Origin of the sequence: Companilactobacillus alimentarius DSM 20249 (assembly GCF_002849895.1) — a bacterium.
GTDB lineage: Bacteria > Bacillota > Bacilli > Lactobacillales > Lactobacillaceae > Companilactobacillus > Companilactobacillus alimentarius.
In genome coordinates this window covers 245023-264914 of record NZ_CP018867.1, presented here as the reverse complement: position 1 = coordinate 264914, position 19892 = coordinate 245023, and the positions used below count along the sequence as shown (strand labels likewise).

The 19892-nt window shown below is 36.4% G+C and carries 21 protein-coding genes and 1 tRNA gene; 8 read left to right on the top strand and 14 right to left on the bottom strand.

Annotated features, from left to right (window positions below; all coding sequences use genetic code 11):
- Positions 1 to 89: 89 nt before the first annotated feature.
- Together LA20249_RS01360 and LA20249_RS01355 are read right to left on the bottom strand one after the other, a co-directional pair.
- The gene (locus LA20249_RS01360; protein WP_057739829.1) at positions 90 to 929 is read right to left on the bottom strand and encodes an aldo/keto reductase; all 840 of its coding nucleotides are present in this window, start codon (positions 927 to 929) and stop codon (positions 90 to 92) included.
- 192 nt (positions 930 to 1121) lie between these two features.
- Positions 1122 to 2198 carry a serine hydrolase domain-containing protein gene (locus tag LA20249_RS01355; protein WP_057739242.1) on the bottom strand — a complete coding sequence of 359 codons (1077 nt, stop codon included), beginning with the start codon at positions 2196 to 2198 and terminating at the stop codon, positions 1122 to 1124.
- Positions 2199 to 2365: 167 nt separating this feature from the next.
- Between LA20249_RS01355 and LA20249_RS01350 the strand changes: the two genes are divergently transcribed.
- Together LA20249_RS01350 and htpX are read left to right on the top strand one after the other, a co-directional pair.
- Positions 2366 to 2914: a LemA family protein gene (locus LA20249_RS01350; RefSeq protein ID WP_057739241.1), complete on the top strand. Its 549-nt coding sequence runs from the start codon at positions 2366 to 2368 to the stop codon at positions 2912 to 2914.
- A gap of 12 nt (positions 2915 to 2926) precedes the next feature.
- On the top strand, positions 2927 to 3838 hold the full coding sequence (gene htpX, locus LA20249_RS01345; protein ID WP_057739240.1) for a zinc metalloprotease HtpX: 912 nt from the start codon (positions 2927 to 2929) through the stop codon (positions 3836 to 3838).
- 121 nt (positions 3839 to 3959) lie between these two features.
- Here the strand turns inward: htpX and LA20249_RS01340 are convergent, their stop codons facing one another.
- The 3 genes from LA20249_RS01340 to licT form a co-directional block, all read right to left on the bottom strand.
- Positions 3960 to 5399 carry a glycoside hydrolase family 1 protein gene (locus LA20249_RS01340; RefSeq protein WP_057739828.1) on the bottom strand — a complete coding sequence of 480 codons (1440 nt, stop codon included), beginning with the start codon at positions 5397 to 5399 and terminating at the stop codon, positions 3960 to 3962.
- Between the two features lie 16 nt (positions 5400 to 5415).
- Positions 5416 to 7314 carry a beta-glucoside-specific PTS transporter subunit IIABC gene (locus LA20249_RS01335; protein WP_057739239.1) on the bottom strand — a complete coding sequence of 633 codons (1899 nt, stop codon included), beginning with the start codon at positions 7312 to 7314 and terminating at the stop codon, positions 5416 to 5418.
- A gap of 120 nt (positions 7315 to 7434) precedes the next feature.
- Positions 7435 to 8277 (bottom strand): BglG family transcription antiterminator LicT, encoded by an 843-nt coding sequence (gene licT / locus LA20249_RS01330; protein WP_057739238.1) that lies wholly within the window; start codon positions 8275 to 8277, stop codon positions 7435 to 7437.
- A gap of 392 nt (positions 8278 to 8669) precedes the next feature.
- Here licT and LA20249_RS01325 point away from each other — a divergent pair, with 392 nt between their 5' ends.
- Both LA20249_RS01325 and glyA read left to right on the top strand, forming a co-directional pair.
- Positions 8670 to 9482: a DNA/RNA non-specific endonuclease gene (locus LA20249_RS01325; protein ID WP_057739237.1), complete on the top strand. Its 813-nt coding sequence runs from the start codon at positions 8670 to 8672 to the stop codon at positions 9480 to 9482.
- A 3-nt stretch (positions 9483 to 9485) separates the two neighbouring features.
- Positions 9486 to 10724 (top strand): serine hydroxymethyltransferase, encoded by a 1239-nt coding sequence (gene glyA, locus LA20249_RS01320; protein ID WP_057739236.1) that lies wholly within the window; start codon positions 9486 to 9488, stop codon positions 10722 to 10724.
- Positions 10725 to 10839: 115 nt separating this feature from the next.
- Here glyA and yjeM read toward each other — a convergent pair whose 3' ends face one another.
- The 8 genes from yjeM to LA20249_RS01285 all read right to left on the bottom strand — a co-directional run bounded on the left by yjeM (position 10840) and on the right by LA20249_RS01285 (position 16554).
- Positions 10840 to 12354: a glutamate/gamma-aminobutyrate family transporter YjeM gene (yjeM, locus tag LA20249_RS01315; RefSeq protein ID WP_057739235.1), complete on the bottom strand. Its 1515-nt coding sequence runs from the start codon at positions 12352 to 12354 to the stop codon at positions 10840 to 10842.
- 40 nt (positions 12355 to 12394) lie between these two features.
- Positions 12395 to 13825 (bottom strand): C69 family dipeptidase, encoded by a 1431-nt coding sequence (locus LA20249_RS01310; protein ID WP_057739234.1) that lies wholly within the window; start codon positions 13823 to 13825, stop codon positions 12395 to 12397.
- Positions 13826 to 13834: 9 nt separating this feature from the next.
- Entirely contained in the window at positions 13835 to 14161 is a 327-nt protein-coding gene (locus tag LA20249_RS01305; RefSeq protein WP_057739233.1) for a heavy metal-binding domain-containing protein, read from the bottom strand.
- A gap of 172 nt (positions 14162 to 14333) precedes the next feature.
- Positions 14334 to 15266 (bottom strand): IS30 family transposase, encoded by a 933-nt coding sequence (locus LA20249_RS01300; protein WP_083477941.1) that lies wholly within the window; start codon positions 15264 to 15266, stop codon positions 14334 to 14336.
- 182 nt (positions 15267 to 15448) lie between these two features.
- A complete protein-coding gene (locus LA20249_RS01295) occupies positions 15449 to 15637 on the bottom strand; it encodes a CsbD family protein (protein ID WP_057739232.1) in 189 nt (62 codons plus the stop codon).
- A gap of 86 nt (positions 15638 to 15723) precedes the next feature.
- Entirely contained in the window at positions 15724 to 15855 is a 132-nt protein-coding gene (locus LA20249_RS11960) for a hypothetical protein (RefSeq protein WP_257790476.1), read from the bottom strand.
- Between the two features lie 191 nt (positions 15856 to 16046).
- A tRNA-Gln gene (locus LA20249_RS01290) sits at positions 16047 to 16118 on the bottom strand.
- A 142-nt stretch (positions 16119 to 16260) separates the two neighbouring features.
- Positions 16261 to 16554 (bottom strand): hypothetical protein, encoded by a 294-nt coding sequence (locus LA20249_RS01285; RefSeq protein WP_146983792.1) that lies wholly within the window; start codon positions 16552 to 16554, stop codon positions 16261 to 16263.
- A 306-nt stretch (positions 16555 to 16860) separates the two neighbouring features.
- Here LA20249_RS01285 and LA20249_RS01280 point away from each other — a divergent pair, with 306 nt between their 5' ends.
- Together LA20249_RS01280 and LA20249_RS11800 are read left to right on the top strand one after the other, a co-directional pair.
- On the top strand, positions 16861 to 17454 hold the full coding sequence (locus LA20249_RS01280) for a hypothetical protein (RefSeq protein WP_235806774.1): 594 nt from the start codon (positions 16861 to 16863) through the stop codon (positions 17452 to 17454).
- Complete coding sequence (locus tag LA20249_RS11800) at positions 17432 to 17764, top strand: HPP family protein (RefSeq protein WP_236900094.1); 333 nt, start codon at positions 17432 to 17434, stop codon at positions 17762 to 17764. Before LA20249_RS01280 ends, LA20249_RS11800 begins: the two co-directional genes overlap by 23 nt.
- 70 nt (positions 17765 to 17834) lie before the next feature.
- Here LA20249_RS11800 and LA20249_RS11720 read toward each other — a convergent pair whose 3' ends face one another.
- Positions 17835 to 17978, bottom strand: coding sequence for a hypothetical protein (locus tag LA20249_RS11720; protein ID WP_164477435.1), 144 nt, complete (start codon positions 17976 to 17978; stop codon positions 17835 to 17837).
- 209 nt (positions 17979 to 18187) lie between these two features.
- Between LA20249_RS11720 and LA20249_RS01275 the strand changes: the two genes are divergently transcribed.
- Together LA20249_RS01275 and LA20249_RS01270 are read left to right on the top strand one after the other, a co-directional pair.
- Positions 18188 to 19372: an acetate/propionate family kinase gene (locus LA20249_RS01275; protein ID WP_057739230.1), complete on the top strand. Its 1185-nt coding sequence runs from the start codon at positions 18188 to 18190 to the stop codon at positions 19370 to 19372.
- 199 nt (positions 19373 to 19571) lie between these two features.
- On the top strand, positions 19572 to 19841 hold the full coding sequence (locus LA20249_RS01270; RefSeq protein WP_083477970.1) for a SemiSWEET family transporter: 270 nt from the start codon (positions 19572 to 19574) through the stop codon (positions 19839 to 19841).
- Positions 19842 to 19892 lie beyond the last annotated feature (51 nt).

Here is a 19892-nt window from a genome sequence, read left to right as displayed (position 1 = left end):
TGTAAAAATTAGATTTATTTTTAATTAAATTTTGAGACAATTTTAAAAAAGAGTGGTATTTGAGATAATCTCAAACATCACTCTCATTTTTAAAATTCTTCATAAACCGCGGGATCTTGGTCATGTGTCCGACCATCAGCTTTAGTAAGATCATTAATCTTATCCATATCACTATTTGAAATTTCAAAGTCATATATGTTCAAATTTTCGCGTTGTCTTACTGGTGATGAGGACTTAGGAATAGGAATAGTATCTAATTGGTATTCCCATCTCAAGATAATTTGACCAACTGTTTTATGATACTTCTTACCCAATTCTACTAGAACTGGATCTTGTAAGACTGAACTGGCACGCCCCAATGGACTCCAATCCATCGTTACAATACCGTTATCCTTATCAAATTTACACATATCAGCTTGATTGAAATAAGGATGTAGTTCAATTTGATTGATAGCTGGTAAAATTCCAGTTTCTTTTTGGAGTTTTTGTAAGTGTTCTGGAAGGAAATTACATACCCCAATTGATTTGACCAAACCAAATTTTTGAGCATCAATCAATGCTTGCCAGGCCTCAACATACATCCCTCTTTTAGGATTAGGCCAATGCAATAAATAAAGATCAAAATAATCTAAATTGGTACGATAAAGCGATTCCTGTAACGCCGTAATGGCATCATTATAAGCGTAATATCTTCCCGGTAATTTGGAAGTGACTGTTAACTTATCACGATTAATCCCACTTTCAGAAATAGCACGTCCGACTGCTCCCTCATTTTCATAATTATAGGCAGTATCTAACATCGTATAACCATTGTTAATGGCTGAAACGATACTCTGAACGCCACTGTGACCATTTAATTTATATGTTCCAAATCCGAATTCAGGGATATCTCGTCCATCATTTAATTTATACATTTTCTTCCTCCTCATAAACAAACTAGTATTAACGTAACTCAAATTTTTCAAACGGACAATTACTTTAACTTTTAGGCACAAAAAAAGTCCTACATCAATCCGAGATGTAGGACTCTAGACTATTTCATAGAAAACTTTGGAATGTATGAAACAGTCATTTTAAATAACAGATAGGCTTTATCTGCACAAGTAATAGTAACACAATTATTAGTCTTTAGCTAGCTTATAAAGTTGATTAGCCATAGGTTTTAGATCAACTGCTCTTCTCGTATAGTTTTCCAGAGCAATTACCGTTACTTTTCCATCATCAGAAATATGGGATACGCCTTGAAAACCATAGCCCCAACCATTAGCAAAATTATCATCTTTAGTATGATATAGCCCACCACCATAAGTGCTAATACTACCAGGCGCATATAGTTGGTCTCTAGATTTGGCACTCAACATATTGCCTTGAGTGATATATTGTTCTACTTTATAGAGGTCATAAACACTCATATAGACTTGACCAGTTCCCAATTCGTCATACTCTAAGAACTTATCTGCATCAAATACATTCTTATAATTCAGACTTGGAGATAGAGGGTCTGGGTTATTATAACCTGTAGCTTTTTGAATTTTAGGAGATTCATCATAGGCAAAAATGGTATGTTTCAAATTTAATTTATCAATATAACTCTCCGTAAACAATTTACGATAACTTTTTCCAGTTAATTTTTCCAGAATACCACTTAGCAAATTAAAATTAATAGCTGAGTAATCCCATTTGCCATGCAACACATTGACATAACGGATATTCTTAATATCTTCATCAATAATATCAGTATCTGACATAACTTTAGTAGGACCGACACCACCCTTTAAGATCAATCCCGAAGTCATGTCCATCATTTCTTTAATAGTAATATTATTACTACCAGGTATCTCAGGATAAAATTTAGATAACTTATCAGTTAAACTCAATTTTTTATTCTGAATTTCTTTCATGACCATTGCGGCAGTCATTGACTTTTGGATTGAGTCTATCTCATACGATGTATCTATTGTATTAGAAAGACTAATTCCATAATTTGAATAGCCACGGCTAGCCTGAAATATTATTTTGCCATTTTTAACAACCAATACACTACCGGAAAAACTTTTTTTATCTAAAATTGCGTTCGCTTTTTGACCGAATTCACTACTATAGTTAGAATCTACTGAACCTCCAACCGAAGACGTCGTCGGTACGATTCCTAAAATAGCTGCTAAAAACATCAAAATGGGTAAAAACATTTTTTTCATATATTATTCACCTTAAAAACCGCTCAAATATCTTCCCTAACTTCTGATTATAATTTATTTTTCAGAAAAGTAATACTAATTAACCTATTTTTTTATTCAGTCGTGTTTAATACGTGTCTGAATGCAATATGGTAAAATATAGCCAACACGAAAAGAAGGAGATTTAAATGAAAACAATAATCATAATTGTTATTATTCTGATAGTAATTATCGCTTATGCGGGTATGTACAATAGTTTAGTTAAATACCGCAACCGTGCCCGTGAATTCAGTTCACAAATTGACGTTCAATTGAAGCGTCGGACTGACTTAATTCCTAACCTTGTAGAAACTGTTAAAGGTTATGCTACACATGAAAAGGAAACTCTTAGTAACGTAGTTAATTTGAGAAATAATGTTACTAACGCTGATACGCTTCAAGACAAAGTCCAAGCCGATAGTGCTTTGAGTGGCGCTTTGAGACAAGTATTTGCTTTGGCAGAAAATTATCCCGATTTGAAAGCTAATCAAGAGTTTTCACAATTAATGGAAGAACTATCCAATACTGAAAATAAAGTATCTTATGCACGTCAAGCTTACAACAGTCAAGTTCAAGCTTATGACACCGCAATCCAAACTTTTCCACGCAACATTATTGCTAGTATTCACAGTTTCAAAGAAATGGACTTTCTCCAAATCCCTGACGCTGATAAAGAAGCTCCAAAAGTTAAGTTTTAGTAGAGGTCTAGGATGATTTACGAACAAATTGATCGTAATAAACGCAAGACTTACTTTATTTTCTTTTTCTTCTTTCTATTATTGGCTGCTTTAGGAAGTTTCATTGGTGCTTACTTTTTTGACAATATCTACTCTGGAATTGCCATTGCATTAGTAATCGCCATCGTTTACACCTTAATCACCTATTTCCAATCAACTAGCATCGTAATGCAAATGAATGGTGCCAAGAAGTTGGAATCGGCTAAAGATGCACCTGATCTTTGGCATATTGTCGAGGACCTTTCCATGGTAGCTGACATTCCTTTACCAGAAATTTATATCATTGACGGCCCTAGCCCCAATGCTTTTGCTACCGGACGTGATCCAGAGCATGCAGCAGTTGCCGTAACTAGTGGACTTTATCAAATGATGAATCGTGAAGAACTCGAGGGTGTATTAGCCCACGAAATTTCTCACGTTAAAAATTACGACATTAGAGTCTCAACAATCTCTGTAGCTTTGTCCTCAGCCATTATTTTGATCTGTTCTATCATCGGAAACGCCTATCGTTGGTGGATTCCAATGAATCGTAGTAATGATCGTGACAATGATAATTCTGGGGCCATTCGTGTCGTGCTCTGGTTAGTTGGGTTAGTGTTTGCTATTTTAGGACCACTGATTGCTAGTTTGGTCCAGATGGCAATCTCTAGAAACCGTGAATATTTAGCTGATGTCTCTGGTGCTGAGTTGACGAGAAATCCACAAGGATTGATCAACGCTTTAGAGAAATTAAAGGAAAGTACAAAACCGATGCAACGTGTCGATGATGCTAGTGCTGCTTTGTACATTGACGATCCTAACAAGAAAAAACATTTCTCGGGACTTTTTGATACCCATCCGCCATTGGATGATCGAATCGCAGCTTTGAAAAAGACTTTTGAATAATTACTATAAAAATATTTAGACTATTTAAAGTAATTCGATTTTGAATGACTTTAAATAGTCTTTTTTTACGTCTAGCTAAAAAAAGGTCAATGTGGAATCCCACACTGACCTTTTAATATTATTAAAGTTGTTCTCCATTAGTCTCAATAACCTTTTGATACCAATTAAATGAAGCTTTTTTATATCTATTTAAACTACCATGACCTTCGTCATCTAAATCAACGTAGATGAAACCATAACGTTTACTCATCTGACCAGTTGAAGCGCTGACCAAATCAATACAACCCCAAGGAGTGTATCCCATTACGTCAACGCCATCTTCCAAGGCACCCGCAATAGCTTGAATGTGCTTGCGCAGATAACTGATTCGATAATCATCTTGCACAAAATTATTTTCGTCAGGTTTATCAACTGCTCCTAGTCCATTTTCAACTACAAAGACGGGCTTTTGATAACGATTGTACAATTCATTCAAAGCAATTCTCAAACCAGTTGGATCAATCTGCCATCCCCAATCAGAAGCCTTCAAGAATGGATTCTTTACTCCTCCAACAAGATTTCCATTAGCAGTTTCCAAACTCTTATCAGTCACATTGATAGCAGTCGACATGTAATAAGAGAAGCCAATGTAATCAACCGGATTTTCCTTCAATACTTTCAAATCATCAGCCGTCACATCGAGATCTTTAAAACTGAAACCATAACGATTCATGACAGATTCAGTATAGGCAGGATAAGTTCCTCGAACTTGAACGTCACCACAGAATTGATTGAAAGCTTGATTCTCTTTCAAAGCAGCCAATTGATTAGCTGGATTAGAATCATAAGCATAAGTCGTTGCATAAAGTAACATACAACCAATCATCAAATCAGGTCTAATTTCATGAGCAATCTTAACAGCCTTTGCTCCAGCAACAAATTGATTGTGCCAAGCTTGATAAATATTTTTCTTTTCATCGGCACCATTGGACTTGACCAAGCCTTGTCCCATTACTGGGAAATGCAAAGCTGAATTGATTTCATTGAATGTCATCCAATATTTGACCTTCTTGGCATAACGATTCAAAACGACTGAAGCATAATTCTCATAAAAATCGATCAACTGGCGATTCTTCCAACCACCGTATTCCGTTACCAAATTAAGCGGCATCTCGTAATGACTAATTGTGATTACTGGTTCAATCTTATATTTCAAACACTCATCAATTAATCTATCGTAAAATTTCAATCCTGCTTCATTAGGTTCTTTATCGTCACCGTTTGGAAAAACCCGACTCCAAGCAATCGAGAAACGATAACATTTGAATCCCATCTCAGCGAATAATTTAATATCCTCTTGATAGCGATGATAGTGATCAATCCCTTTATGATTAGGATATTTATATTTTGTAGTATCAATCTTCCAATCAAAGTTAGCTTGATTTACAATACTGAATCTTTCCGGACCACCCGGCAAAGCATCAGCAATCGAAAGACCCTTGCCATCCTCATCATAAGCTCCTTCTAATTGATTAGCAGCAGTAGCGCCACCCCACAAAAAATCATTAGGAAATTTAGTCATATTTTCTCCTTTCAAATTAAACAACATAGAATGCAACAGTACCATTATCAACTGTCGTCTTCTCATTTGGTACGACTTCTACAAATTCTTTTGAATTAGTAACAACCAAAGGTGTAACAGTATCATACCCAGCCTTTTTAATAGCAGCTAAGTCAGCGACAACCAGTAAGTCACCCTTCTTGATTCTTTGCTTGTCTTTAACCTTCACATCGTAAGGCTCACCCTTTAACTCAACCGTATCCAAACCAATGTGAATCAACATTTCAATTCCGGTATCACTCTTCAAACCAATAGCATGCTTAGTTGGGAAGACCGTTTCGACGACACCATCAAATGGGGCGTAGAAATTGTTATCCTCAGGAATTACAGCCACGCCATCACCCAACATTTTTTGAGCAAAAGTTGGATCATTGACGCTATCCAACGTAATCAGCTCACCTTTAACTGGACTGTAAACTTTCTTTGTTTCCTTAGCTCCTGATTCAATCTTAGTTGCAGCAACATCATTATTCTTCTTACTATCTGTATCTGTGGCGCTAGCAACTTGAGGTTCTTCGTTGAATCCTAAAACCATTGTCAAAACAAAAGTTATGATAAATGAAGCAATCAACACGATAATGGCATAGATGAAGTTACTTGGAATCTTATTATTAACAAATTGGGGAATAGATAGAATTGAAGGAACAGCGAAAGCAAATGATCTCAAATTAACAATTCCCATAAACAATCCTGTAATAGCACCTGAAATCATTGAAGCATATAAAGGCTTCTTATATTTCAAAGTAACACCATAAAGAGCTGGCTCAGTGACACCAGCTAAAAGAGCTGAAACCGCAGCAGCTGAAGCAACTTGACGAGTATTCTTATTCTTAGTTTTAACAGCTACGGCCAAACTAGCAGCACCTTGTCCAATATTTGCAGCAAGCATTGCTGGTAGAATCAAACTATCTGGTGTAGCAAATGAAGCAGCTAAGAAAATTGGTGAAAAGGCCCAATGCATCCCTGTCATAACGATAAGTGGCATAAAGGCAGCCATCAATGGCATAGCTAACCAAGCAGCATGTTTCTGTATCAACAAGACAATTCCTGACAATAATTCACCAGCCCATGTACCGATAGGTCCAATGATAACTAGAGAAACGACACCGACGATAAAAATTTCCAATAGTGGTTTCAAAATACTCTTAAAACTAGCAGGAACGACTTTATCAAGAAATTTCTCTAAATACTTCATAGCCCAAACAATCAATAAAATTGGAATAACTGAACTAGAATAACTAGCAGCAGTCACTGGCAATCCCATCAAATGAATGGTCTTCCCTGAATTTACCAAGGAAATAAAATCAGGATGAATCAAAATAGCACCAGCGATAACAGCCATCATCTGATTTACTTTATGATACTTAGAAGCTGTTATAGCTAACTCGATAGGCAAAAAGTAGAATGGTGCATCACCGAAGACACTAATAATCGTATAAGTTTGGCTCTTAGTACTCATCCAACCGACCGTCGTCAACAGAATCAAGATAACCTTGATCATCCCACCACCGATTAAGGCAGGAATCAAAGGCGACATACAAGATGAAATAAAACTAGTAAATTGATCAAAGAGATTACCCTTTTTTTCATTACCAGTATTATCAGTGGCATCAGCACTCTCATCAGTTGGAAAGTTACCTAACTTAACCACCTGATCGTAATAATCCGAAACAGCATTACCAATAATAACTTGATATTGGCCATTTTGATGATTGATTCCCATGACACCGGGGATCTGTTTCACTTTCTCATCGTCAACTTTAGATTCATCCTTTAGACGAAATCTTAATCTTGTTACACAATGAGTTAAATAATTAATATTGGCTTCTCCGCCAACTTCGTCATAGATCTGCTTAGCAGAATCTTTTGCACTCATGTTTCTATCTCCTATAAAAATAATTTTTATTTCAACAAATAAAAAAGACCTCATCCATTTCCACTAAGGAAACAAATCAGGTCATGCTCGCATTTGCGATAACACCCTACAAATATAATCTTACAAGTTCTTAACTAATCGACTGATATGAACAGTCAGATATAACAATTCCGAACTCGTGATCGTAAAATTATATTTTTCAGAAATATATTCTTTTATTTTTTGTGAACACTGGTATGGCTTAGCATATCTGTGTTCCAGTGTTTCTAATAAGTCATCGTCTTCTTCATCATCATAGTGCTTACCCTGCAAAATTCTTTGGGCAAAGAACTTTAAATGAGTTATGAAACGATAATAATTCAATGATTGTTCATCAAACTCAGTGTGAAAATAATCTTTAACAATATCCTCACATTCTTTAACTATCTTAGTAATTCCATAGGCTAAATTCTGTTGCGAACTGTCCTCATTCTCTGCATTGACGAAATGAACGGCGATAAACGCTGCTTCATCATCTGCCAATCCAACTTCCTGAGAATCATTAATTACTTGGACAGCCTTTTGACCAACTGCGAATTCATCAGGATAAAAACGTGCTATATCCCATTTCAAAGGATTGCTCAAGAACACTCCTTCTTTTGCGCGTTTGATAGCCATATGAATATGATCTGTCAAATTAACGTAAATGATTTCGTTCAGTTTTTTACCAATCTTTATTTTAGCAAAGTTAATAATTCGTTCAGAAATATCAACCTCTGACATCGGAACATCAATAACCAAGTCGGTAAACTTGTTCATCGTCTCCTTGTCATTCAAAAACAAAGTCTTTTCCACTTTAGCAATTTCGACTTGATCCCCCACTTTCTTATTGAAAGCTATTCCGGGACCCATGACGAGAACATTTACTCCATTCTGATTCGTGGCAATTGCTGCATTGTTATTAAGTGTACGTTCAATTTTCAAGTGGTCACCCCTATTCAAAAGTAGCTTCATAACTTAAGATACTTTATTAAGAATAAGTCATGCTCAATTACCAAGAATAGATAACACCTTATTACTAATACCTTATTGTTTTTGATCTACGTCATAATTGCTAACGCTTACTAATACTTAGTAACACGCAACATTAATATGTATTGTAATTTTTTATGTATGCGTTGTCAAATAAAAATATTCTTATTCTTCCTTTTGGCATATAAAATTATAATCATTACTCAAAATAATTCTAGTTTTATTTGTATTAATTCCGAATAAATCTCAGTAATTTCACAAATATTGTTCAAGATTTCTGAAAATCTATGATAAAATCATACATGAAGATTCGCTAAAATCTTCGTCGTGAAGGGAACGATTTTATGTATATGTTATTACTTGTTTTATTAGGCGCCATCGTGTTGTTCACAACATTCATGGTCAAACCGAAAAAACGTCTGCACCGCAAACTAGTATCACTAGGCTTACTACTGATTGTAGTTGGTGGCTCAGGGGTTTATGAAAACTATCAGAATAATGGTGTTAAAACTGGTGACGATCCCAAGCAAGTAGAAAAAGCTAAAACTACTTCAACTTCGAATCTAGCTAACCTCACCTATTCTGATCAACAAGAAATAGCTGTTAATGGAAATGTTCCTACCTTCACAAAATCCGAACTAAATGTCTCAAATGGTCCCTGGCAAGAATTTGCTGATTTAGATAATCTTAATCGCGCAATTCAAGCTGATGCACTGTTAAGCAAGAGCTTAATGCCTACTCAAAAACGTGAAGCACTTTACGTCAACCCAACCGGTTGGCACAACAAGCGGATTAAGAGTGGCTGGCTATATAATCGTTCACACCTGATCGGTTATCAATTAAGTGGACAAAACAATAATCCTAAGAATTTGATGACCGGAACACGTTCACTGAACTCACCAGAAATGCTCAAACACGAAAATGATATTGCTTACTACCTAAAACAAAATCCTAATAACTATATTCGATATCGGGTCAAACCAATTTATCGAAATAATGAATTAGTTGCTCGTGGCGTGCAGATGATGGCTGAATCAATGACCTCCGATGGCCAACCTGACAAGGCAGTGTCGTTCAATGTGTACATTTTTAACGTTGAACAAGGTGTTAAGATTAATTATAGCGATGGTACAAGTGTAGTTAATAATAATTATTAGGAGATGGTCGTAGTGCAATATAGTACAGGAGATACAGAGGTTTTTGATCTAATCAAAAAGGAAGAAGAACGACAGAATAGAAATATTGAGTTGATTGCTTCCGAGAATATCGTTTCTGACAACGTAAGAAAAGCTCAAGGTTCAGTTTTAACTAACAAGTACGCTGAAGGATATCCCGGACATCGTTACTACGGTGGTTGTGAATATATCGACGGAATCGAACAGATTGCCATTGATCGTGCCAAGAAACTCTTCAACGCAGAGTATGTCAACGTTCAACCACATTCAGGATCCCAAGCCAATGCTGCCGCATACCAGGCCGTTTTAAAGCCCGGTGATACAGTTCTAGGCATGGATCTAAACGCTGGTGGACACTTGACTCACGGGTCAAAAGTGAATTTCTCTGGTAAAATGTATAACTTTCACTCATACGGAGTTAACGCTGAAGGTTTAATAGATTACGATGACGTTTTAAAAATTGCTCAAGAAGTTAAGCCACATTTAATTGTCGCTGGTGCTTCAGCATACAGTCGTATCATCGACTTCAAAAAATTCCGTGAGATTGCCGATTCCGTTGGTGCCTATTTGATGGTCGATATGGCCCATATTGCAGGTCTTGTTGCTGTTGGTCTTCATCCTACTCCAGTAGGCGTAGCTGACATTGTCACTACGACAACCCATAAAACACTTCGTGGCCCTCGTGGTGGTATGATTCTTGCTAAAGCAGAACTCGGTAGAAAATTGAATTCAGCCGTCTTCCCTGGAACACAAGGTGGACCCTTGGAACATGTGATTGCTGGTAAAGCTGTAGCTTTTGGTGAGGATCTCCAACCACAATTTAAGACCTACATGGAACAAGTTGTGAAAAACGCTGCGGCCATGGCAAAAGTAATCAATGAAGCCGACAACTTATCAGTTCTAACCGGTGGTACAGACAATCACCTGTTGAATGTCGTTTTAACCGACAGCGGTTTGAATGGAATGGAAGTTCAAAACTTATTAGATTCAATCCACATCACAACTAACAAGGAAGCCATCCCTAATGATCCATTGCCACCTAAGTTTACATCTGGCTTACGTTTAGGTTCACCCGCTATTACATCAAGAGGCTTTAATGAAGAGGATTGTGAAGAAGTAGCACACATTATCGTTGACGCTATTAAATACCACAATGATCCAGAAGAATTAAAGAAATTAGATGCCCGGACAAAGGCTTTGACAGATAAACATCCAGTTGAATAGTAATTAACGAAGACAGAGTTTAGGCTCTGTTTTTTTTGACCATAAAATTATTGATATAAAAAATAAGGTTCAGAAATCAATTTCGATTTCTGAACCTTAATTTATAATACTTTAATTAATCTGTAGTTTTAGCTATTTTATTTTTATGTTCATACCTGTAATAAAGTATAAATCCAACTAGACCGAAGACAACTGGTCCAATAATTGTCCAAAGTGCATCTGTATATGCTCCTTCAACAATTGGTTGGATTAATGTAAAGATAATTGCGAAAGCCAACACTAAGAAGACGATAATACTTACAGTCCACATAGCGGTTTTATTCTTATAGAACAAATATGGCTTTTCAATATCTTTATTTAAATTAAAGAATGGATATGCTCCAACTAAGAATAAGTATGGAACAGTCGTTGAAACATTAGCCATTAATGTCAAAACGTTGTATAGAGCTTTAGCATTCTTACCACCCATATCAACGATCAAAATCAAGACAATGACAACGATAGCTTGGACCCACATAGCGTAGGCTGGCATACCATGTTTATTTAACTTAGTAACTTTTGCAGGCCAAAAGTCTTTTGGTGTACCTAGAACAAAGGACTTCAATGGTGAATAGATCAAAACAAAGAAAGCACCCATGTAAAGGATGAACATATCAAATCCAGTAAAGCGCGCTAGCCATTCCCCTAAAGTAATTGCGGCAGCACTTCCTAATCCAATATGCGTTCCAAATTCATAGCCTAAGTTGCTCATCATAACATAAGTAATATTACCTAGGTTAACGTTGCCTTTGGAAACAACTGCATTCCAGTTAGCACTCATTGACCAACATAGAATCGTCAATGAATAAAGCAAGGTAATAACAGCGGCAGAAATTAACACACCGCGAGGAAAATCTTTTTTAGGATTCTTCATACTATCAGTGACACCACCGACTGATTCCATACCACCGTAAGCAAATATTGCATAAACGATGAATGAGACCATCCCTAGTGGTGACGCAAACGCTGGATTAGCAGAGTGGATAAATGTATCTAATCCGTGAATTGGTTCTGCAGTGTGGAATCCTGACATGAACAAAACTGCCAAACTCAAAATAAAGAAGATAGCATTTAAAGCAATTGTCATAATTCCACCGAAACTAGAAACTTTCGAAATCTTATCCATACCTTGTGTAGCTGTGTATGTGACAAAAACGATCCACAAAACGGCTAAAATACCGATTACTTGGGTTGCACTTAAACCAAACATACCCCAAGTCTGAGTTGAATCATGTCCTGTAAACATTGTGGACAACGGAATCCAAACTTTTGAAGAAGTCGAAACTAACCAAACTTCCCATGAAGCTAACCACATGAAAGTACCGATAAAGGCCCATTTAGCACCAACGGCACCGTCAATCCAAGAATAAATTCCACCTTTTGCTTCATTAAAAGCGGAACCATATTCTGCCATCATAAATCCTACTGGTAAAAAGAAGAACAAAGCAGCGAAAACGTACCAAATAATACTTGCTAATCCCATCTGCTCATAAGCTACAGTTGTATTAGCGAATCCAAAGATCGCCGTGAAAATCATCATTATTAAACCAAATAACGTGATTGTTTTTTTCGGCGAGTTACCATCATTCATTTTATAAAACCCCTCATTCAATTTTCAATGTACAAATTTTTTATAAATTCATATCTGTCTTGAAGTTTAGAGGTGAAAAATCAGTCGAGTCCGTAATTAATTGAGCGATTAGCTCTTTATAACCATCAAGTGAAATTTTTGCCATTTCAAATGAAGCTTTTGTTAAATAATTAGGTAATTCCTCATCATCTTTGCTTAAAGCTTGCTGATCAAATTCATGCAACTTATTGTATAGCGTGATATTGATAGCTTCTTGCTTATCTTGGAACATTTTTCCAAGTTCATTATAATGACCATCTAATAAAACTCCGGCCAACTTATACGTCCAATAAGCTGACTTACTGTCATATGGTAGTTCTCCAATTTTGTATGCTTCAGGAGTATTATTTATTCCCATATAAAATGGAACATAGACACTCTGTGAAGCAACACCCATGGCTAACCACTGAACACAGGCAATTTCAGGAGCCATCTGTGGTCTGATTTGTAAGACGTGTGACTCTTGAGTTTTAGCCAAACTAATTGGACGGTAACGTTTGTTATCGTCAGATTTATTCAATGGATCATATGGCGTACCTTGAAAATGGGAAGACAAGTAATTCTTTGCATCATCGACACTCAAGAGACGATCAGCCTTTTTAATAAAGGACAGATTCTCACTCTCGGGACTTTCATCGGTTTTGCCAGAAAATTCCTGTTGACCCCACCATACACGAGGCGTGCTGTAGATCTCATCTGATAAATTATGTGTACCAAAAATTTCTCTAAAGTTGAAAGTATTTGGTCGAGTATTCAAGTGATTGTCAGAAACAAATTTTTGAATATCTTGATGATACAAGAAATTATTCTCATCATTAAAATCAATCTCTTGGATTGCCAATTGGTTAGCAACAACAGCGTAACTATCGTCGGGAATACGCTGTGCTACCCAATAATGACCTGATCCATTTTCGAAGTACCAAACCTCATTTTGATCTGAGAATAAGACTCCGTTAGTTTCACAAGTTCCATATTTTTCAACAATTTCACCTAAACGTAAAACACCTTCTCTAGCTGTCTTTACATAAGGCAAAACTACTGTAATCATAGCTTCCTCACCAATACCATTTTCGACAAGAGGATCAACGCCTAAAACACGTTGGTTCGAATAGGCACTTTCGGTCGCGCTCATTCCAACGCCATATTCGTTAAAACCATCCTCTTCAAACAATCCTTCTTTGAAGGTCCATTCAGGAGTGGCAGAATATTTATTGCGAATTTTAGGTAGGTCCATTTGAAAATCATTGGCTTTAGAAACAAATCGTTGTTTCTCAGTAGATTCTTTGTGCTCGTGAATCACAAAATGTTTGGGCCAAGATGCTTTAGCGTCTTCATTTCTACCAATAATAGTAGAACCATCGACAGTAGCTTTCTTCCCAATCAAAATGCTCGTACATGCGGACAAAGAGCTCTTGTTATATTCTAATGCCATAAAATCACCTTACTTAAATTTTACTGCGGTACCATATGCCGCAACTGTTTCCATATCTGCACTGATAGAATCTGAATCAAAACGCATCATTACCACCGCATCAGCACCCATTTTCACTGCATTCTGTCGTAAACGATCAATTGCAATGTCACGTGCCTCTGTCAGTAATTCGGTATAAGCTTTAATCTCGCCACCGACAATGTTTTTGAAACCTGCGCCGATATTTTTTACAACATTTTTGGACTGAGTCGTCAAACCAAAGACTTCGCCAATAATCTCATAATCATGTCCTGGAACATGTTCAGTTGTCGTCACTAATATCTCGCTTTTCTCCATTTATTCACCTCACAAAAATATTTATTTCACTCCATTAAATAATGTAACACAATTAGGACAAATTATAAGCCTTCGCTGGAAAATTTTAATGGTCTTATTACAATGTAAACGGCAACAACAAAATAACTATATTTCGTTGTACAAATCTTTAACAAACGGTAGATTGCAACAATTAATCGAATTTTTCGGACAAGTCACCAAAGAAGACTTGGAGTGGCGTTTTCCACCCTAAACATTTCCGGGGACGCCAGTTTAAGTACTTTGAGATCATAGTCAGCTCTTCGTCCGTAACGCTCTCAATTGGCTGGTTCTTTGGAATGTGTAGCCGAATCTCGCGGTTCAACCGTTCGTTGGTTCCGCGTTCATGTGGCGCATACGGGTGGGCAAAATAATGGGCAATTCCGCAGGCTTCAATTTCCTTGAAGCCTGCGAATTCCTTACCGTGATCACTGGTGATTGACTTGATCAAGCCGCGCAACTCCTCGTTAAGCTCTAGGATTGCCTTAGTCATAGCTTTACTATCACGTCCCGGTAAACGACGAATAATCATTAGTCGGGACTTACGATCAGTAAAGGTAGCTAGGACCTCGCCCCTGGTTTTTCCTGATAGAATGGTATCGACTTCAAAATGACCAATCTCTTGACGCAGGTTAGCCTCGTCCGGGCGTTGGTTGATAAACTTCGCCCCACGTGTGTACTGACCACGACCGTCGTGGCTCTTTCGGTACCGCACACCGTGGTCTGGAAGGACCTCGCGTTTGATGTCCAACCAGCCCTTGTCCAGCCAGTTATAGAGGGTTTTGAATGGCATTTGGAGAATATGCGCGATGACTTCAAAACTCCACCGCTGTTCGAGAATGATCCCACGGACGAATTCTCTTAAATTCTCTGTTAGAAGAGTTTTCCGCCCCCGGTGAGTTAGCTTCTTTTCGCAGTTTTCCTGAGCTTGATCAGCGTCATAGTATCCCTTAGGACAGCGCTTTAGTTCATAGTTGATGGTTGAAGGAACTACACCAACTTCTTCAGCAATTTGTTTTTGTGAGTAACCAACCTTAAGCAGCGTTTGGATGACAGTTCTATCCGATAATGTTAAAATGTGACTCATGGGTAATGGACTCCTATTGTTTATAGTTTTGTCACTTAAAACAATACCGGGTCCATTGCCCTTTTTCTATCCAAATTTTTCGTCTGGGTAGAATTCTATTTAATCTTACAATCTACCAAACAAAAAAACTACCCGATTTAAAAATAACTAAATATTTTTAAATCGAGCAGTTTTAATTTGTCTTAATTATTATCAGTTTTTTCATTAACTTTATGGGCAGCCTTGTCAACAGTTTCATCAACTTTATCCTTAGCCTTACCCATAGCTTCTTGAGCTTTACCTTTTGCCTCTTGCTTGTCATTGCCAGTGGCCTTACCTACAGCTTGATTTGTTTTACCCTTGATCATATCTTTCTTGCTTTCAATACTCATAATAAAACTCCTCTCATATAAATAATTTGTTTATATATAGAGATTAGCAAATTACTGCTTACTTGAACAAGATATTAGCCCTCTGTTTAGTTGATCGTTAAAACAGCTTGACAAATAAAGTAAACGACAGTAACTAAGATAAACACCTTAATGATCATTAAATTACGGTTTAAACGTTGTTCTTTTCTTCTTTGGTGTACTCTGTCAATTCTTGTCAATTGCTACACCTGCTTTCTTACTTATATCTTTATTTTATAATACTTAAATTATAAAACCCATTTTTTAAAGAATCCTTAAAAATTACTTTAAAAAAGAAAACTACAAAAAATATTAATAATACAAAAAAAGCCACCACCTAAGTAATGTGATGACTATCTAATCATAATATTAACAATTTCTATTCAATTTATTGGGCATATTGGGTTCGAACCAATAAATTGCGGATTCAGAGTCCGCTGCCTTACCATTTGGCGAATGCCCATTAACAATAAAATGTTATAAAAAAAACACTCCAATGTCAATAGCAAATAGGTATTCAGCTCCAATTTACTATTATTTTCACCATTTTTTTAACAAAAAAAGGAGCATCTTAACTTTTTGCGGTCAAGGTGGACCTAAAAAAGCTAATTTTCATTTAGTTCTTTTTCTGTTTTGGAACCAGCCTCAAGAATTTTAATGGATTTATCGATTGATTCAAATATCTCAGTATTCAAAAGCTCAATGATTGGGCTTAATCTTTTATACTCATGTGAAAGTAGATCCTTATTCATTTGTTCATCGTCTACGCGTTTTATTTTCAAGTTATAATCCATCAACGCATTGATCCGAATTTTTGAATCATCCAATTCACATAAAAGATCATCAATGTCATCCATATTGTAAGTTCTCGTTAAGTTCTTTTCCTTGCATTCATCCATAATAAATTTCCCCTTTTTCATCATCATAATATTATCAACTAAGTAATTACATCTTCACTTCCTCCTTACCCAAATCCTATTCTAAAGGCTTTTTATGGCTAAATATACACTACTATCCAAAATGTAAACCTTTATACCAAATTCATATTTATCAACTATAAGAAAAATTATTTCAGTTACTTATATTCCTATAATATATATTAAATATTTTCAAAAGTTATATTTCTGTGTTAGACTTATCTAGTTTTGCTGAAAACATTCAACAAATTTACATGCAATTATTATTAAAGAAAGGTGAACTAACACATGCATTTAAGTACTACTGAGAAGAAAAATTATCTTATAGGGTTTTCATTTATTATTATCATGGTGGCTAGTGCCACGATGTTGAATGATATGGAAATTATTTTGCCAGAAATTGGAGCTTTGACTGCTGGCACCTGGATATATCAAAACGGAACTTGGATAAATCAGCCACTAAAAATATTTTTAGCACCTTCTGGCACGGCAATAATTGGTTTCTTAGTTAACCAACTAACAATTTCATATGCCCAAAAGGTTTTGCTTGGTTTACTATTAATGTTAATTTTGTTGCGCGTTCTCCATTCTAACCTTGCTCCTTCATTTGCAACCGGCTTATTACCTATTATTATCAACGCTACCCATTGGTCATTTATCGTTGCAATTTTACTTTTCACACTTGTTTTAACCTGTGGGGTCTTCTTACAAGGGAACTATAAAAATACAACACCAAGTTCTATTATGAAAAAACATCATATGATAATTTTTGCCATTATGGCTCTTGTCTGGGTAGGAGCAGTCTGGTTCTTTGGCTTTTCACAGATGGCCGCTATCCCTCCTGTAATGGTAGTTTTCTTTGAAGTCCTACAAGAAACCTGAATATAGCTTAAAAATGGCTAGTAAACATTTTCTAGCCCTTGTAGGGGCCGCTAGTATCGGAGTTTTGGTGCACACATTCCTTAGTTCCTGGTTATTGAGCGCTATTATCGCCTTACCATTAGTCTTTGTCCTATTACAATTGCTTAGAATCAAACTTCCGGCAGCCTTTGCCTTTCCATTATTAGCCTTAGTTCTGCCAGAAAATATGTTTCACATGCTCCCTGTTACAGCAATACTAGCCACAACTTTTTTCCTTGGTACTATTGTAATTTTAAAGAAATACTTCTCACCTATAAAAGTTACTGAATAATTTTAAAACAGAATCCAATAAAAGACCGCTGTAGCAATCACACCTAATGATTGTTATAGCGGTCTTTTGATTAGCTATTATGAATTTTTTCCTTCAAGCTATTGCCTGCTTTATCAATTCCTTTGGCGGTTAAAATGGTTCCTCCAACTAAAACACCACCAACTACTACCGTACTTATTGCCATGAATTTAAAGACTGATTTAAGAGTTTTCATTATTCCACCTCGTAACTTTCCTTAATAATATTTATAATCTAATATTATTAAATTCCAGTAAATTACGCACGAAATATGCTATCAACATAAGTCAATATTTTTCTACAAGTATTTAAACCCATCATCGAACAATTGTTGCAATGACTGGACTATTTATATACCATATTTAATGATAAGTATCTCAATTCAAAGAAAAGAGTGGTTTTGTAATGCAAAAAACATTGGTCGTCAACGCTGGTAGCTCATCTTTAAAATGGAAGTTGTTCGAAATGCCTTCCGAAAAAATCCTTGCCAGTGGTACCGTGGAAAGAATAGATGCTCCAAATTCTCTATTCAAGATTAAATATGCTGGTAAAAAAGATGAAATTACCAAAGACAAATTAACTCAAGGTCAAGCCTCACAAATGGTTTTCACCGAGTTACAAAAACGCAACATTATCAAGAATCTCTCTGAAATCACCGCTGTAGCTCATCGAGTCGTTGCTGGAGGACAAGTCTTTAAACATGCCGTTGAAATTACACCAGAGGTATTGAAACAAATCCAACAATTAAGTAACTTTGCCCCACTACACAATCCTATGGAAGCCAAGGGTATCAAAGCTATGGCCCAAACCCTTCCTAATGTTAAACAGTATGCCGTCTTTGACAGTCAATTCTTCACCGACCTGCCTGAAAAAAACGCCATCTACAGTTTGCCTTATGAATTAACTCAGAAATATCAGATCCGTCGCTACGGAGAACACGGTATTTCCCACAGTTATTTAACCAGTCGTGCCGCTGAACTACTAAACAAGTCCCAAGAAAAACTCAATTTAGTCACAATGCACTTAGGCAGCGGTGCTTCACTAGCCGCAGTTAAAAATGGGAAAGCATTTGATACCTCAATGGGATTCACGCCACTAAATGGTGTCACTATGGGAACACGTTCGGGTGACATTGATCCCGCTTTAGTTCCTTATTTGATGAAACAATTGAAACTTCAAGATCCTAACGAAGTCTTAGATATTTTCAATCAAAAATCCGGTCTTCTGGGTATTTCTGAATTTTCCTCCGATATGCGTGACATCAAGTCTCAAGAATCCACTAATAAACAAGCTAAGTTGGCTATCGACATCTTTGTTAACCGTGTCGTCAAATACGCCGGAAGTTTCTTAACTGAATTGCATCAAGCTGACGCTTTGGTCTTTGCTGGTGGTATTGCCGAGAACAACGCTTGGCTGAGAAAACAAATCATCGAAGAACTATCAATTTTTAACGTAAAAATTGATGACAAATTAAACGAAGCTGCTCAAGAAGGTCTCATCAGTAATCCTGACTCAGCTATCAAAGTTCTTTTGATTCCAACCGACGAAGAATTGATGATGGTTAGACAAGTTGCTTCTTTAGAAAAATAATTTTTAACTTCCGCTTCAAATTCTTCACAATTGTTTCATGAAACAGTGTCTTGATTGACAAGACAAATCGTCTGATTTAGGTTGTATATACGGTCGTTTGGCACAGAAGTCTTGTTCAACAATAACGACTTTGTCCAACAATTACCTGAAGACAAAAAAAGCTGTGAGGAATGAAAGGAAGTTAATTAATTTGCGGAGAATCAATCCAGAAAAAGTAGAAAGAATCGGGACAATTGCTAGCGCTATGTCTGTTCTAATGTACGTTTCTTATATCCCACAGATTATCTCCAACCTATCAGGCAGTAAGGGAAATCCCATCCAACCACTCGTTGCCTTTATCAACTGTACAATTTGGACAGCCTATGGTTTGATGAAAAAGGAAAAAGATTGGCCAATAGTTTGGGCTAATGTTCCCGGAATTTTTCTTGGTGCAGCAACATTTATCACCGCTGTATTTAGTTTCAGTTAGAAAAATTATTAAATAAAAAAAGTCGATATAACAATTATGAAATCATTGTTA